Below are 16065 nucleotides of genomic sequence, written 5' to 3'. Positions count from 1 at the left end.
CTCAAAGCACACGCTCTTAAATCAAGGCGGATTGCAACCGAGGCGAGAGAATGTCGCCATGGCAACCCTGGACTCGAAACTAGTTGGAGTATTGGGTGATCGCACAACAAAGGTACTGCGAGATTTATACGGCTATCTCACGGTTGGGGATTTACTTCATCACTACCCGCGTCGCTATTTAGTGCGCGGGGAACTTTCAGATATTTCAGAGCTTAATGAGGGCGATGAGGTAACTATTCTGGCTGAAGTATTTAGCGCCAGTAACCGGCGGCTGCAGGGAAGAAAAGGCAACATTCTTGAAGTCATCGTTACTGATGGAAGTGCGAAGTTATCGCTCACCTTCTTTAACCAAGCATGGCGTGAGAAAGATTTAAAGATTGGTAAGCAAGGACTCTTTGCTGGCAAGGTGGGAGTCTTTAACGGCAAACGTCAGCTTGCTCATCCTGATTATGAGCTGATTGCCGATGGCAATGATGTCGATGCCGCGGTGGAAGGTTTTGCGGGCAAGTACCTGCCTATGTATCCAGCAAGTTCAAAGATGCCGTCTTGGAAAATTGCTCAATGTATTGAATTAGCAATAGGCGCACTCGATGAAGTTCCGGATTTCTTACCCGAATTAATACGTGAAAAGTATGGATACCCCACACTGCACCAAGCACTAGTGCAACTACACAATCCGGTAGATCTCGATAGCGCAGAGAAGGCACGAGAGCGACTTACCTACGATGAAGCGTTCTTGCTTCAATTGTTACTACTTACACGACGGAAAGAACTTAAAGGCCTCGATGCAGTTGCGCGAGCCGTCACAGCAGATGGACTCCTGAAAGAATTTGATTCAGCTCTACCCTTTGAACTTACCGCGGGACAGCGCGCGGTTTCGGCAGAGATTGAGAATGATTTAGCGCAGCCGCATCCGATGAACCGGCTGCTGCAAGGTGAAGTAGGTTCAGGAAAGACAATTGTTGCGCTGCGAGCGATGCTGACTGTCATTGATAACGGGGGACAGGCGGCGCTGCTTGCACCCACTGAAGTCTTAGCTGCGCAACATCTGCGCACCATTCAAACCCTACTTGGCCCGCTTGCTCATAGTGGAATGTTGGGTGGGTCAGAGAAAGCAACTCATGTCACTCTCATCACCGGTTCACAGAACGCGGCAGCTCGCAAAGAGGCGCTAGCGCAGGCAGCATCAGGTGCGGCCGGAATTGTGATTGGCACTCATGCACTTCTTGGGCAAAGCGTTGAGTTTAAAGATCTAGGTTTGATTGTCGTCGATGAACAGCATCGTTTCGGTGTTGAACAACGCGATGCGCTTAAAGGCAAAGCAGTCACGCCGCCACATTTATTGGTCATGACTGCAACACCAATCCCACGCACAGTTGCCATGACGGTATTCGGAGATCTCGATGTATCAACTCTGCGCGAACTTCCACTTGGGCGACAGCCGATTACGACTCATGTCATTCCAGTGTTAGAAAAACCCGGCTTCCTGGAACGTGCGTGGGAGCGAATTCGCGAAGAAGTATCACAAGGGCATCAGGCCTACGTTGTCGCACCTCGCATCGCAGCCGGCACATCAGAAGATGCTGATATTGATTTTCTGATGGGAGAAAGTTCATCCACGCTCGCATCAGTTGAAGACCTCGGCCCACTTCTTTCCGGGGGCGCCCTACAAGGACTTCGTGTTGCGCCCTTGCACGGGAAACAGGCTGCCGAACTTAAAGATGCCACCATGAAAGCATTTAGCAATAAAGAAATTGATGTTCTAATTTCAACGACTGTTATTGAAGTAGGTGTGGATATTCCCAATGCCACAGTGATGGTCATCATGGATGCCGATCGATTTGGAGTGTCACAACTTCACCAATTGCGTGGTCGCGTGGGTCGAGGCACTTCACCTGGACTATGTCTGCTTGTGACATCAGCACTTGCTCAAACTCCAGCACGTGAGCGATTAGAAGCAGTTGCTGGCACCACCGACGGATTTGAACTTTCGCGCATTGACTTAGAGCAAAGACGTGAGGGAGATGTATTAGGTGCCAGTCAATCTGGATCACGATCACATCTGCGATTACTACGCGTCCTGCGTGATGAATCAATGATTGAGCAGGCACGTGAAGATGCATCTAGAATTCTCGATGGAGATATCAAGGAGCATCCACTTCTTGAAGCTGAACTTGCCCAGATACAAGCAGATGCCACTGCTGAATTTATAGATAAGGCTTAACCATGAGAATCATTGCCGGTCGCGCAAAAGGGCGAAACATCGATGCCGTTGCATCTGCCACACGCCCTACATCTGATCGTGCGCGCGAAGCGCTCTTCTCAACGCTGGCATCTGAATTTGGAGACTTTGATGGATTGCAAGTTCTCGATTTATACGCTGGTACCGGTGCGATTGCACTAGAGGCGCTCTCTCGAGGAGCATCGGTTGTTCACGCAGTAGAAAAGGATGAGCACGCAGCTCAAGCGATTGAGAAGAACTATGAGAATATCAAGAGCGCACAGTGCTCTGGAATGTTTCATCTCTACACCATGGGCGTAAATCGATTCTTGCAAGATAAGGCACAGCTGCAATATCACTTCGTATATGTAGATCCTCCCTATGACCTCGATGACCTTGATGTGATTGAAACCCTGATCCAGCTTGTCTCTGGTGGCTTCTTACATCCACAGGCACTGATTGCAGTGGAGAGAAATAGCAGAGTGCGTGAGATTTCCTGGCCCGATGGTCTGGAGCAAGTGCGTGAAAAGAATTACGGCCAAGCAACTATTTTCTATGGTTCTCCCACGCCTGTAGATGCGCAAAATGGATAACAACTCGAATCATTGCTAGCGTTTGCACTATGAGACGCGCCGTTTGTCCCGGGTCATTTGATCCCATCACCTTTGGGCATTTAGATATTATCGAGCGCGCCAGCCATCAATTTGATGAAGTAATCGTGACCGTCTTTGTGAACCGTAAGAAAGCAGCGCTCTTCACTATTGAAGAGCGGATGCAGATGATTCAGCAAAATGTTGCAAAGTTTAAGAATGTCCGTGTTGACTCTGGGGACGGACTCCTCGTTGAATACTGCAAGGCAAACAAGGTGCAGGCAATCGTTAAGGGCTTGCGCGCAGTCACAGATTTTGATTATGAGTTACAGATGGCTCAAGTGCACACCCAAGCTTCGGGTGTGGAGACCATGTTTATGGCAACTTCGCCAACTCATTCATTCTTATCGTCATCAATTGTTAAGGAGCTTGCTCACTTTGGCGGAGATGTGTCAACCATGGTTCCGGAAAATGTTCATCAAGCACTCAAAGCACGAGTAGGAGCATCAGAATGACAATGGATTCAATCGAGAAACTTAATACCGCGATTGCGATGATTGAAGAGGCACGTGGTGTGCCACTTTCTGCCTCCTGTGTTGTCCATCGTGGGGAGATGTTGGAAATTTTGCAGAGTGCCCGTGACTTTCTCCCAGTTGATTTCTTAAGTGCCGAAGCCATCTTGCAAGATCGTGATCGAATTATTGATGAGGGTCGAAATAGCGCTGAAGCGATGATTGCAACGACACGTGAAGATGTCTCACGAATGATTGAGCAAACTTCAATTGTGCAGGCAGCGCGCGATGAGGCCCAGAGAATTCTCGATGATGCTCGCGCAATAGCCGAAGATGAGCGACGTGAGGTCGAGGCATATATTGACGCTCGCCTTGCCACCCTAGAAGTCATTCTTAATAAGACTCTCGATGCAGTTGCTCGTGGACGCGAACGACTTGAAGGTGCGGGCGATAACGACGTTTTATCTCAGCTAAACACTGATCGCTAGTTAGCAAGAGGACTGATTTAGATGTATAGAAATACCGAACCTTTCATGCTCAATACTTACGAGCTTGCTCGTCGTGCCGGAGAGATGAAGGAATATCAACTTGATATTGCGGCCAATGCGCGTATTGGAGTGCCGCTGATTGCAGTTCCAGAAGGCGATGTCATTGAAGTTGACGCCCGGCTTGAATCAGTGACTGAAGGAGTTCTTCTCAGCGCTGAAATCTATGCCGTGGCGCATGGCGAATGTATTCGCTGCTTAGACCCAGTTGAAGTTGTCATCGACCGAAAAATTCAAGAGCTTTATCGATACGAGCCTACAAATGAAAAAGGACGCAAGAAAAAGCGCGTAGAAGAAGATATTGATTTAGAAGATGTTGAAGAGTTGCAGATGGAGGGGGACCTCATGAACCTTGAGATTCCCATCATCGATGCAATTATTCTCACTCTGCCGGTGAACCCGCTCTGCTCCGAAGAGTGCCTGGGCTTATGTCCTGATTGCGGGGAAAAGTGGGAATCCCTTCCAGAGGACCATGCCCATGAAGTCATCGATGCTCGCTGGTCGGGTCTTGGAAGCCTGGATTTTGGCAATTAAGCAGATATGGGCGATACTTAGCCCTATCGCAACACCAGCTAGCAGATCTAGATTTGCAGCAATCAAGTAGCCATCAAGATTAAGGAAGATTACCGTGCCAGTACCAAAGCGAAAAATGTCTCGTTCAAAGACACGTTCCCGTCGAAGCATGTGGAAGACAACTGCAGCGGCTCTTTCAACTTGCCCACAGTGCCAGCAACCAAAGCTCAACCACGTTGCTTGCCCAACATGCGGCACATATAACCGCCGTCAGGTTCTAGAGGTCTGATCTGTACTCAAACCTTCTTAAGCAATTAGGGATCGAACTTTCTCCAGAACTGCTTGAGTTAGCCTTTACCCACCGTTCCTTTGCTTATGAAACTGGAATATCAACGACCAATGAGCGCCTGGAATTTTTAGGTGACTCTGTTTTAGGCCTGATCGTCACCGAAGAGCTCTATGTTAAATATCCAGATCTTGATGAAAGTCGTTTATCTCCACTGCGTTCAGGCATAGTCAATATGCGCGCACTTGCAGATATCGCGCGAACTCTCGAACTCGGAAAATATATCCGTTTGGGCAAAGGCGAAGAAGTCACAAATGGCAGAGATAAAAACTCTCTTCTTGCTGATGCACTAGAAGCCTTAATTGGCGCTATTTATCTTGAATGTGGATTTGAAAAATCAACTACCGTGGTTCGCCAATTGATTAAAGAGACCCTCGATAGTGCAATGTCGAAAGGCGCCGGACTTGATGGAAAGACCGCGCTGCAAGAGTTATTAGCCGCGCAAGGCAAGGGATCTCCTGAATATCAAGTCAGTGAAACAGGTCCAGATCACGATAAGAGTTTTACTGCAGTTGCACTAGTTGCTGGTGCTGCGATTGCAGAAGGAAGTGGAAAAAGTAAGCGCGAGGCAGAACAATCAGCAGCCCGCACCGCTTTGGAAATTCTTTCTCTACTCGAGCCTTAAACCCTCAAGTTCAACTTGACCCGAGTCGCTTTTATACCAAAGGCGCACACACCGGTAGGTTTACCGCGTGTATTTGAAGAGTCTGACACTTAAAGGGTTTAAATCCTTTGCCTCTGCCACCACTCTTCGACTCGAACCCGGGATCACCTGCGTGGTCGGACCTAACGGCTCTGGAAAATCTAACGTCGTTGATGCACTCACATGGGTGATGGGCGAGCAGGGCGCAAAATCTCTGCGTGGTGGAAAGATGGAAGACGTTATCTTCGCCGGAACATCTGGCCGAGCGCCGCTTGGTCGCGCTGAAGTTGCAGTCACTATCGATAACACCGATGGCGCGCTACCGATTGAATACACCGAAGTAACTATTTCTCGCATCCTCTTTCGCAATGGACAGAGTGAATACCAGATCAACGGTGAAGCATCACGACTTCTCGATATTCAAGAGCTATTAAGTGATTCCGGTATTGGCCGTGAAATGCACGTCATCGTTGGGCAAGGCCAACTGGATGCAATTTTGTTGGCAACACCGGAAGAGCGACGAGGATTTATTGAAGAAGCTGCCGGTGTTCTTAAACATCGTAAACGTAAAGAGAAAGCGATTCGCAAGCTTGACTCCATGCAAGCAAATCTTGCGCGCGTTAATGACCTCACCGTTGAACTCAGGCGTCAACTTCGTCCGCTTGGCAAACAGGCAGAGGTCGCCAAGAAGGCAGCCACCATCCAGGCAGACCTCCGTGATGCAAAGCTGCGATTGCTGGCAGATGATTACATTGCAATGTCAAAGACCCTCGATGCAGAAGTTGCAGATGAGAATGCCCTACGCGAACGCCGTGCTCTAGTTGAGACAGAACTCGACAGAGTTCGTCGCCGAGAAGAAGAACTTGATGCCACCTCAGCTATTGAGAGCCCGCTATTAATTAGTGCACAAGAGAATTTCTATTCATTAAGTGCGCTGCGTGAAAAATTTAGAGGCACGCAATCACTTGCGCAAGAACGTTCACGATTCTTAGCCGAAGAAGCAGAGGAAGCTCGTAATGCTGGGCGCGATCCGCAAGCTCTAGACCAAGAAGCTGCAGCGCTGCGCATTGAAGAGTCTCGACTGCGTGCAGAAGTTGTTCAGGCGCAGAGCGCACTCACACAAGCAACAACTCTCTTGGGCACTGCCGAGGCAGCGCTCAAGTCCGAGGAAGACACCATTGCTGCGGCGATGCGCGCAATTGCTGATCAACGCGAAGGTACGGCGCGTCAAGAAGGACATATCAAATCTCTGGCGGCACGACTAGATGCAATCACAGAAGAAATTTCACGTGTCCAGGCTGCACGCACAGAAGCACAATCTCGGTTAGATATTGCAAAGGTTGATTACGCTAGATTTGAAATGGAAATCGGTAACGCCGATGCCGGAGAACAAGGCCTCGATTCTGAATTTGAAGTCGCAAAGAGCGCACTTGATGCCGCGAAGAAATCTCACGAAGAACTCATTGATGCCGAGCGAGCAGCTGATCGTGAGCGAAATGCCCTCGAATCAAAGCTGGAAGCGATTCGTATTACTTCGCAATCACGCGATGGGGCTGCAGAATTGGTACGCGATTCACGTGGCGTGCAGATTCTGGGAAGTATCGCTTCTCTCATTGAAATTGATAAAGGATGGGAAGCTGCAACGGCTGCCGCACTCGGGGGACTGGCAGATGCAGTAGTTGTAAAAGATCTTTCTTCTGCAGTGAGCGCTCTGACAACACTTCGCCGTGAAAATCTCGGGCAAGCAGATGTGCTGGTCTATGAATCTGGCCAACAATCTGCGACTTCTACCCCTAGTGGCCTCACCTCTCTTCTTGGCCACGTTCGCTCAAACCAAATTTCTGAACTCTTAACATCACTTCTATCAACAACAGTTGTGGCCGATAACCCATCTGAAGCCGAAGGCATTTTGCGTCAACACAAGTCAGTCACTGTGGTTACTCGTGATGGTGATGTATTTTCATCACACCGCGCACGAGGAGGCTCCGCCTCTTCTCGTTCACTCATTGAAATCTCCGCACTTGTTGCCGACCTGGGTGCAAAGTTAGAAGATATCAACCATAAGAGTGACCGTTTGAAATTTGAAATTTCAACTGCAGTAACTGAGGTAGAAAATAAGCAATCTAGTTTTGACTCAGCACTAGCTAAACTCAACGAATCAGATGCTCGTATTGCAGCGCTTACCGAGCAATTAGCGGTTTCAGGCCAGAACATTAAATCGGCCGGGGCTGAAGTAGATCGCCTCACAGTTGCAATCAATGAAGCGACTTCTGCTAAGTCTCGTGATGAGAATGAACTAGTTATTGCTCGCACGCAAATGCAGCAACATGGTGAGATAACCGAGCCGGATCACTCAAGTGTGGAGGAGATTCGCAACTCTGTCTCACAGGCTCGAACAACTGAAGTTGAAGCACGTCTTGCAGTGCGCACAGCCGAAGAGCGAGTTACATCAATCTCAGCGCGTGCGTTAGCACTAGAAGAATCAGCGCAAGCAGAACGCGATGCCTCTGAACGCGCGGTATCGCGACGTGGAGCCAGAGCTAGAGGTGCCATTATTTCTCAAGCAATCGCTGAAGCGGCCTATGAAGTTCTCATTAAAATTGAACGTTCTATTGCAAAAGCACAGACTGAACGTTCCCGGCTAGAGACAAACCGTTCTGATCGAGAAGGTGAAACGCTGACTGTACGCGCACGAAATCGCGAACTGACATCTGAACTCGACCAACTCACTTCGAGTGTTCATCGTGATGAGATAGCGCGCGCAGAACAACGCATGCGAGTAGAAGCACTTGAGATCAAGGCAGTTGAGGAACTTGGAATCGATATCCCAACTCTGATAAATGAATATGGTCCCGATAAGGATGTACCTACATTTATCGAAACTGAGTCAGGTGAAATTGTTGCAACCGAACTGATTCCATACCGCCGTGATCAGCAGGAGAAGCGACTCGCTGCAACTGAACGTTCGCTCACACTACTAGGCAAGATTAATCCGCTAGCTCTTGAAGAATATAACGCCCTGGAAGAACGTCTTAAGTTTCTTGCTGAGCAGCTAGAAGATCTAAAGAACACTAAGAAAGATCTGCTGGATATCATCAAGGAAGTTGATGATCGCGTGCAAGACATATTTATGCAGGCTTATGAAGAAGTGGCTGAACACTTTAAAGATATTTTTGCCCGACTATTTCCAGGTGGCGATGGTCGACTCTTCCTGACTAACCCGGATGATTTACTCAATACTGGAGTCGATGTGGAAGCGCGTCCGCCAGGTAAGCGAGTCAAGCGTCTCTCACTTTTATCGGGAGGCGAGAAGTCACTTACTGCAATCGCCATGTTGATTGCTATCTTTAAATCTCGACCAAGTCCGTTCTATGTGCTCGATGAAGTAGAGGCCGCACTCGATGATGTGAACTTAGGTCGCCTGCTCACAATCCTGGAAGAGCTACGCCAAAGTTCACAGTTGATCATCATCACCCACCAGAAGCGCACTATGGAGATAGCTGATGCCCTCTATGGCGTGACAATGCGCGGAGATGGTGTGACTGAAGTGATCTCACAGCGTTTACGTGAATCTGAAACCGCGTAATCTGTTAGTCGGTTAACGATGGGTCTTTTTAATCGTTTAGTAGCCAAAGTTCGTGGAATTTCCACAGCATCAGCACTCGATTGGTCGGAGATTGAGACCGAGCTACTCTCATCAGATTTAGGCCCATCACTTGTCACAGAGTTGTTGGTGGCCGCGAAGAAGATGCGCGGAGATGATGCAGAAGGTGCGATTAAAGAGATTCTGCGAAGTAAATTTTCTGGCAAGTCTCGCGCGCTAGCCACTGGAGATGGCCTTCAGATAGTTGTTATTGTCGGCGTTAATGGCACGGGCAAAACCACCTCGGTTGCAAAGCTAGCAACACATCTACATTCGCAAGGAAAGTCCGTACTCCTTGGGGCAGCCGATACTTTTCGCGCCGCAGCTGTTGAGCAACTAACAACATGGGGTGAACGCATCGGTATTGAAACTATTTCAGGAAAAGAAGGAGCCGAGCCGGCATCGGTCGCATTTGATAGCGCTAAACGCGCTCTAGAAGTAGGTGCCGATTTTCTCTTAATAGATACCGCAGGTCGACTTCATAATAAGAGTGCGCTCATGGATGAACTTGGCAAGGTAAAGCGAGTTGTAGAAAAGGTCACACCGATCTCTGAAGTTCTCCTGGTCATTGATGCGACCACCGGGCAGAACGGTCTTACGCAGGCAAAAGTATTTAGCGAAGCTGTTGATGTCACCGGACTGATTCTGACCAAGCTCGATGGAAGTGCGCGCGGTGGGGTAGCCCTGGCCATTGAGAGCGCTCTGGATATACCCATTAAGTTCATCGGAACTGGGGAAGCCGCCACGGATTTCACCCCCTTTGATGCCGAGAAGTACCTAGAGGGCTTGCTCGCGTAACCCACTTGTAACAATTGGGGTGCATTTGTGACACACCCTTAACCTGCAAATCCATCTCCTGTAATGCGCCGTAGGCATCTTTGCGCCATCTCAACGACGAGTATCTCAATCGTATGCAATGGATTCTGATAGAAGGAATTCGGAAATGGACTCGATATGGAAGAAGTAGTTCTTAATAGCGGTGACACCGCATGGATGCTGGCAAGTACAGCCCTTGTACTTTTGATGACTCCAGGCTTGGCATTTTTCTATGGCGGAATGGTTCGCACGAAAAGTGTTCTAAACATGATGATGATGTCGATGGTGACAATCGGAATCGTGAGCGTTCTATGGGTTATCTATGGTTTCGAATTAGCTTTTGGATATAAATCAGATTCACCTTGGTATGGTGGATTCGGACTAAGTAATCTTGGTGGGCAGGTAAATGAGCTCGCCAATAATGGCGGCGTGTATCCAATTCCAGTTCTCGTCTTTGCAGCCTTCCAATTAATGTTTGCAATCATCACTCCAGCACTTATCTCTGGTGCCATTGCTGATCGTGCAAAATTCACTTCGTGGGCAATCTTTGTCGCGATCTGGTCAACAGTTGTCTACTTCCCAGTGGCTCACTGGGTCTTCGCATTTGGAAACAAGATTGGCGACACAATCACTAGCACTGGATATCTCGCCGGTAAGGGAGTCCAAGACTTTGCTGGTGGAACTGCCGTTCACATCAATGCCGGCGCTGCAGGTTTGGCACTTGCAATCGTTCTTGGAAAGCGCATCGGGTGGCGTAAAGAATCAATGCGTCCACACTCATTGCCACTGGTAATGCTTGGCTCAGGTTTACTGTGGTTTGGTTGGTTTGGCTTTAATGCTGGATCTTCCCTTGCTGCAAATGGAATCGCAGGACTTGCCTTTATGAATACTCAGGTCGCAACTGCGGGTGCAGTAATCGGTTGGCTCTTAGTTGAAAAGATTCGCAATGGACATGCAACATCATTGGGTGCGGCGTCAGGTGCGGTTTCAGGTCTTGTGGCCATCACACCAGCCTGTGCATTCGTTGCTCCTTGGGCTGCAGTGGTGATCGGTTTCATCGCCGGAATCCTCTGCTCACTTGCAGTGAGCCTGAAGTACAAGTTCGGCTTCGATGATTCACTCGATGTCGTAGGCGTACACCTTGTTGGTGGCATCTGGGGTTCACTAGCAATCGGTCTATTCGGAGCTAGCGCTGTCAATAGTATCGGACTAGATGGAATCTTCTATGGTGGTGGAACTGCGCTGCTAAGCAAGCAAGCACTAGGTGTTGGTCTAGTACTTGCGTACTCATTCATTGCAACTCTGATTATCGGATATGCAATCGAAAAAACTATCGGCTTCCGTGTCACACGTGAAGTTGAAATCGAAGGCATCGACCTCAAGGAACATGCTGAATCTGCTTATGAACTAGCTAGCTCATCACGTGGAGGTGCATCACTATGAAGTTGATTACCGCAATTCTCAAACCGTTCAAGTTAGATGAAGTAAAAGATGCTCTGCAAGCAGCAGGCATTAACGGCATGACTGTCTCTGAAGCCAGTGGCTTCGGACGCCAGCGTGGTCATACCGAGGTCTATCGTGGTGCTGAATACACCGTTGACCTCGTTCCAAAAGTCCGTCTCGAAGTTCTTGTAGATGACAAGGATGCGGCATCAACCGTGGATGTCATCGTCAAAGCTGCATCAACAGGATCTATCGGTGATGGAAAGGTTTGGACAACTCCAGTAGAACAGGTCGTGCGCGTTCGAACAGGAGAGCGTGGACCTGAGGCTATCTAGGGAGGTCCAAACCAAGTAACTGGAAACTAAGATTGGACCATGGGAACACGAGAACGAAGAAATAGATCTAACGAGGGAGATCTTCTTCTCTCATCGCTGTTCCAAGAAAGTGGCGCCAATGTTGAAGAGGTAGCTATCGCCGCGGTCGGAGGTTTCGGCCGCGGCGAACTATCTCCAGGTTCGGATTTAGATATTGTCATTCTTCATAACGGATCCCTACCTGAAGTTCAGTTGGGAGAGTTAGTAAATAAGATTCTGTATCCAATTTGGGATAAAAAGATAAAGGTTGACTACTCCGTCCGCACCCGCGCGGAGGTTCGAGCTGCGGCCAGTGATGATCTCAAGGTAATTCTTGGTCTATTAGATATCAGGCTTGTCTGTGGAAGTGCTGATCTAGTTGCCAGCGTACAAATTGATGCGTTAGATGAATGGCGTAAGAATTCAAAGGGCAGACTCGTTGAACTAGAGCGTTCTCTGACCGAACGTCATCAACGTTTTGGTGAATTGGCATATCTACTAGAGCCTGACCTTAAAGAGGCTCGCGGTGGATTACGTGATATCACTGCGCTGCGCGCAATCCATAAAAGTGGAACGATTTTAATTCCGATAGAGAAGATAAGTGTTGCTGAATCAATTCTCGCAAACGTGAGAGAGGCCCTTCATACCGTCAGTGGGCGCGATAAGGACAAGTTGTTTTTTCAAGAGCAAGATAAAGTGGCAGCGCTATTGGGATATGCAGATGCTGATGCTCTCATGAGTGAAGTTGCCCAGGCTGCTCGTTCCGTTGACTACCTTCTAGATTCAACCTGGTATCGATATGCACATAAAGGCAAAGATGGTGCTGGACGATTCCTACGTCGCGTTCGCACCACAACCATTTCCCGTGATATCAGCGTTTCAAATAAAGAAGTAGTTATTGATCCCAGCGCAGATTTTGCAGGTGATCCAGTGATTGGATTACGTGCTGCAGCATCGGCTGCTCAATTAGGACTTCCATTGTCAATGGATTCACTTGAGCGTTTATCAGAATCACTTGGAAATGGTCTGGGTCACCTTCCCAACCCTTGGCCACGCGATGCTCGTGAGAACCTGATTTCACTTATCGGTGCAGGTGCTGCCATGGTGCAAGTCTTTGAAGCCCTTGATCAGGAAGAAGTTCTCTTTGCTTGGATTCCAGAGTGGAAAGCTGTTCGTTCACTACCGCAGCGAAATGTATTGCACCGCCATACCGTTGATAGACATATGGTTGAGACAGCTGTTCATGCGGCAACTCTGACTCGAAAAGTTCACAGACCAGACCTGCTTCTCTTTAGCGCGCTCTTTCACGACATTGGAAAGGGAACGGAAGAAGACCATTCCGAAAGAGGGGAAAGACTCATTGAGCCACTTGCCCTGCGCATTGGTTTTTCCATCGATGACATTGCAACGATAAAGCTATTGGTCAAGCATCACCTACTGCTTTCAGCAACAGCTACGCGTCGAGATTTAGATGACCCTGCAACTATCACCTCAGTTGCAGAAGTAATTCCAGATTTACAATCCCTAGAACTCTTACATGCTCTCAGCATTGCCGATGGTGAGGCAACCGGGCGGGCTGCGTGGAGTGATTGGAAAGCATCTCTTGTCGCAGAGCTCGTAAATCGGGTTGAGAAAGCAATTACGGATAACACAGTGGCTCAACAGCCCGAACTCACAGTTGCTCAGCGAGAGCGCGCCGAATCGGGTGTCCTCTCTGTCAGCATCGAAGATCGCGGTGATGTCTATGCCATCGAGATAGTTGTGCCAGATAGCACAGGGCTGCTCTCCGTTGTTGCCGGCGTTCTCAACGTCATGCGCCTTGATGTCAGATCCGCTCGAACTAAATCTGTTGCACAAGCAGCCGTTATGGAATGGATTGTTATCCCGGACCCTCATGCGCCTGCATTAACGCAAGAGAAGTTGCATCAAGAGCTAGCCAGGGCTCTGGAGAATAAGAGTTCGCTTGCATCACGAATCCAAGAACGTATCGACACATATGCCCAGCTGCCTACTATTCCCGTTCCCGCACCTGTTGTTGAGACCTTTATGGATGCGGCAACTGATGCAACCATTATTGAGGTAAGAAGCCACGACCAACCAGCGCTGCTATTTCGTATCGGTGATGCAATTACCCGAAGCAATATTGATATTCGCTCTGCCATTGTCACAACACTGGGTGCCGAAGCCATTGACACCCTTTATGTGAGTGAAATTGGGGGAGGCCCACTGAGCGCCGAACGTGCCAACGATGTGGCGATTCGAATTCGAGCAGCCCTGAAGTAGAGTTCCCCCCACTATGTTTGATTCGCTCTCATCGAAATTTGCCGGTGCATTTGGTGCACTTCGTGCAAGAGGCAAAATATCTGAAAAAGATATCGAACTCACCACCCTAGAGATTCGCCAGGCTCTTCTTGAAGCTGATGTGGCACTAGAAGTTGTGGAGAGTTTCACAGCACAGGTACAGAGCAAATCACTGGAGTTACTATCGACTCTGCAGGCGGGAACAAATCAAGCACAGGCAATCTTTGATGTCGTAAACCAAGAACTCACGCAAATTCTTGGTGGGGGAGCACGTCGGATCCGCTTTGCCAAGAAACCTCCGACAGTCATCATGTTGGCTGGTTTACAAGGTGCCGGTAAAACGACTCTGGCTGCAAAGCTAGCAAAGTTTTATAAGGATCAAGGTGAGACCCCAATTCTAGTGGCATCAGATTTACAACGCCCGAATGCGGTAAATCAATTGCAGGTAGTTGGTCAATCTGTTGGAGTTCCAGTATTTGCACCTGAACCTGGAAATGGTGTGGGCAATCCGGTAATCGTTGCACGAGATGCCATTGCATTTGCCACATCAAAACTTCACAGCATGGTCATTGTTGATACCGCTGGACGTCTAGGTGTGGATCAAGAGCTAATGAATGAAGCAATCGCGATTCGTGATGCGGTCACACCGGATGAAATTCTCTTTGTTGTCGATGCCATGATTGGCCAAGATGCCGTGCGCACAGCACAAGCTTTTCAAGATGGCGTTGGCTTTGATGGAGTTGTGCTCACCAAGCTCGATGGTGATGCACGTGGTGGAGCAGCACTGTCCATCGCCGCACTTACTGGTCGTCCGATTATGTTTGCATCCACCGGTGAAAAGATCAGTGATTTCGATATCTTCTATCCAGAACGTATGGCTTCTCGCATCCTGGGTATGGGAGATGTTGCCACGCTGGCAGAACAAGCGAAGAAAGCTTTCGATGGTGACTCTGCCAAGAAGTTGGAGGATAAATTCTTATCGGGAGAAGATTTCACCCTCGATGATTTCCTAGAACAACTAGAGGCAATGTCGAAGATGGGCTCGATGGGCAAGCTACTTGGAATGCTCCCAGGTTCAGGAGCTATGAAGAAACAGATTGAGAATTTCGATGAATCTGAGATCACGCGCACAAAATCAATAGTGCAATCGATGACTCCCAAGGAACGTCGAGATTTGAAAGTTCTTAATGGTTCTCGTCGCGCGCGAATTGCGTTAGGTGCTGGACGAAAAGTCTCTGATGTCAATGCATTGGTAGATAAGTTCACGGCTGCGCAGAAGATGATGAAGCAGATGAGAAACGGTGGATCAATGCCTGGGATGCCTGCTGGAATGCCAGGTCTTCCTCCAGCGCCGTCTAAGACTGTGCCACCGGCTAAGAAGAAGTCGAAATCCGGAAATCCCGCTAAGCGTGCGCTGGAAAATGGGACGATTTCTTAATTTTGAGCGTACCTGGCAAGATTAGCCACCTGTTACAGGGCCCTCTACCCCGGTAACAATCCAATCCACAGTTGGACCACTTAGTTACGCACCCCGCTGTAGCAATTTGGTTCGGCACACTTTTTAGGAGCACAAGTTCTTTGTCTACAAAAATTCGCTTAATGCGCATGGGAAAAATTCGCACACCTTATTTCCGCATCGTAGTTACAGATTCACGTAAGGCACGTAACGGTCTTTCAATTGAAGAAATTGGTCGCTACGTTCCAGGTCAAGAGCCATCACTGATCGAAGTTAATTCAGAGCGTGCTCTGTATTGGCTTGGTGTTGGCGCACAACCATCAGAGGCAGTAGAGGCGCTTCTGAAGGTGACCGGAGATTGGCAGAAGCACAAGGGTCTTCCAGGAACAGAAGGAACGCTTCGTGTTGCAGCTCCAAAGCCACACAAGAGCGTTGCCTATGAAGCAGCTGTGAAGGCTGCCGCTGCAGAACCTGCAGAAGGTGCAACAACTTTGAAGAAGAAGGCACAGGACAAGTTAGCTGCAAAGGCAAACCCTGTTGTGGCCGAGCCAGTGGTAGAAGTTGTTGCAGAAGCTCCAGCTGAAGCTGTAGTGGAAACTCCGGTTGAAGTTGTAGCCGAAGAGACTCCTGCGCCAGAAGCGGTTGTAGAAGATGCGGCTGTAGCAGAAACTCCTGCTGAATAA

General features: G+C 48.8%; 14 protein-coding genes. All 14 read left to right on the top strand.

Annotated elements, in window-relative coordinates; all coding sequences use genetic code 11:
- The first annotated feature begins 58 nt into the window (after positions 1-58).
- Positions 59-2224 (top strand): ATP-dependent DNA helicase RecG, encoded by a 2166-nt coding sequence (gene recG, locus A1sIIB76_RS04130; RefSeq protein ID WP_095697077.1) that lies wholly within the window; start codon positions 59-61, stop codon positions 2222-2224.
- A 2-nt stretch (positions 2225-2226) separates the two neighbouring features.
- Entirely contained in the window at positions 2227-2814 is a 588-nt protein-coding gene (gene rsmD, locus A1sIIB76_RS04125; RefSeq protein ID WP_095684821.1) for a 16S rRNA (guanine(966)-N(2))-methyltransferase RsmD, read from the top strand.
- 29 nt (positions 2815-2843) lie between these two features.
- Positions 2844-3326 (top strand): pantetheine-phosphate adenylyltransferase, encoded by a 483-nt coding sequence (gene coaD / locus A1sIIB76_RS04120; protein WP_095674958.1) that lies wholly within the window; start codon positions 2844-2846, stop codon positions 3324-3326.
- Positions 3323-3811, top strand: a complete 489-nt coding sequence (locus A1sIIB76_RS04115) for an ATP synthase subunit B family protein (protein ID WP_223298751.1) — start codon at positions 3323-3325, stop codon at positions 3809-3811. Before coaD ends, A1sIIB76_RS04115 begins: the two co-directional genes overlap by 4 nt.
- A gap of 21 nt (positions 3812-3832) precedes the next feature.
- A complete protein-coding gene (locus A1sIIB76_RS04110) occupies positions 3833-4402 on the top strand; it encodes a YceD family protein (protein ID WP_095697076.1) in 570 nt (189 codons plus the stop codon).
- Positions 4403-4496: 94 nt separating this feature from the next.
- Complete coding sequence (gene rpmF, locus A1sIIB76_RS04105; protein WP_095674956.1) at positions 4497-4670, top strand: 50S ribosomal protein L32; 174 nt, start codon at positions 4497-4499, stop codon at positions 4668-4670.
- A 49-nt stretch (positions 4671-4719) separates the two neighbouring features.
- On the top strand, positions 4720-5352 hold the full coding sequence (gene rnc / locus A1sIIB76_RS04100; RefSeq protein ID WP_236856100.1) for a ribonuclease III: 633 nt from the start codon (positions 4720-4722) through the stop codon (positions 5350-5352).
- Between the two features lie 67 nt (positions 5353-5419).
- Complete coding sequence (smc, locus tag A1sIIB76_RS04095; RefSeq protein ID WP_223298750.1) at positions 5420-8956, top strand: chromosome segregation protein SMC; 3537 nt, start codon at positions 5420-5422, stop codon at positions 8954-8956.
- An 18-nt stretch (positions 8957-8974) separates the two neighbouring features.
- Positions 8975-9811, top strand: a complete 837-nt coding sequence (gene ftsY, locus A1sIIB76_RS04090) for a signal recognition particle-docking protein FtsY (protein ID WP_095697075.1) — start codon at positions 8975-8977, stop codon at positions 9809-9811.
- A 156-nt stretch (positions 9812-9967) separates the two neighbouring features.
- Complete coding sequence (locus tag A1sIIB76_RS04085; protein ID WP_095697074.1) at positions 9968-11272, top strand: ammonium transporter; 1305 nt, start codon at positions 9968-9970, stop codon at positions 11270-11272.
- A complete protein-coding gene (locus tag A1sIIB76_RS04080; RefSeq protein ID WP_095674952.1) occupies positions 11269-11607 on the top strand; it encodes a P-II family nitrogen regulator in 339 nt (112 codons plus the stop codon). The genes A1sIIB76_RS04085 and A1sIIB76_RS04080 overlap by 4 nt, the downstream gene beginning before the upstream one ends.
- A gap of 39 nt (positions 11608-11646) precedes the next feature.
- On the top strand, positions 11647-13908 hold the full coding sequence (locus A1sIIB76_RS04075; protein WP_095697073.1) for a [protein-PII] uridylyltransferase: 2262 nt from the start codon (positions 11647-11649) through the stop codon (positions 13906-13908).
- Positions 13909-13921: 13 nt separating this feature from the next.
- Positions 13922-15364 (top strand): signal recognition particle protein, encoded by a 1443-nt coding sequence (gene ffh / locus A1sIIB76_RS04070; RefSeq protein WP_095697072.1) that lies wholly within the window; start codon positions 13922-13924, stop codon positions 15362-15364.
- Positions 15365-15504: 140 nt separating this feature from the next.
- Complete coding sequence (gene rpsP / locus A1sIIB76_RS04065) at positions 15505-16065, top strand: 30S ribosomal protein S16 (protein ID WP_095697071.1); 561 nt, start codon at positions 15505-15507, stop codon at positions 16063-16065.

The sequence above is a fragment of the Candidatus Planktophila versatilis genome, from assembly GCF_002288265.1.
In the GTDB taxonomy this organism is placed as follows: Bacteria; Actinomycetota; Actinomycetes; order Nanopelagicales; family Nanopelagicaceae; genus Planktophila; species Planktophila versatilis.
This window is presented reverse-complemented; position numbering and strand designations above follow the sequence as displayed.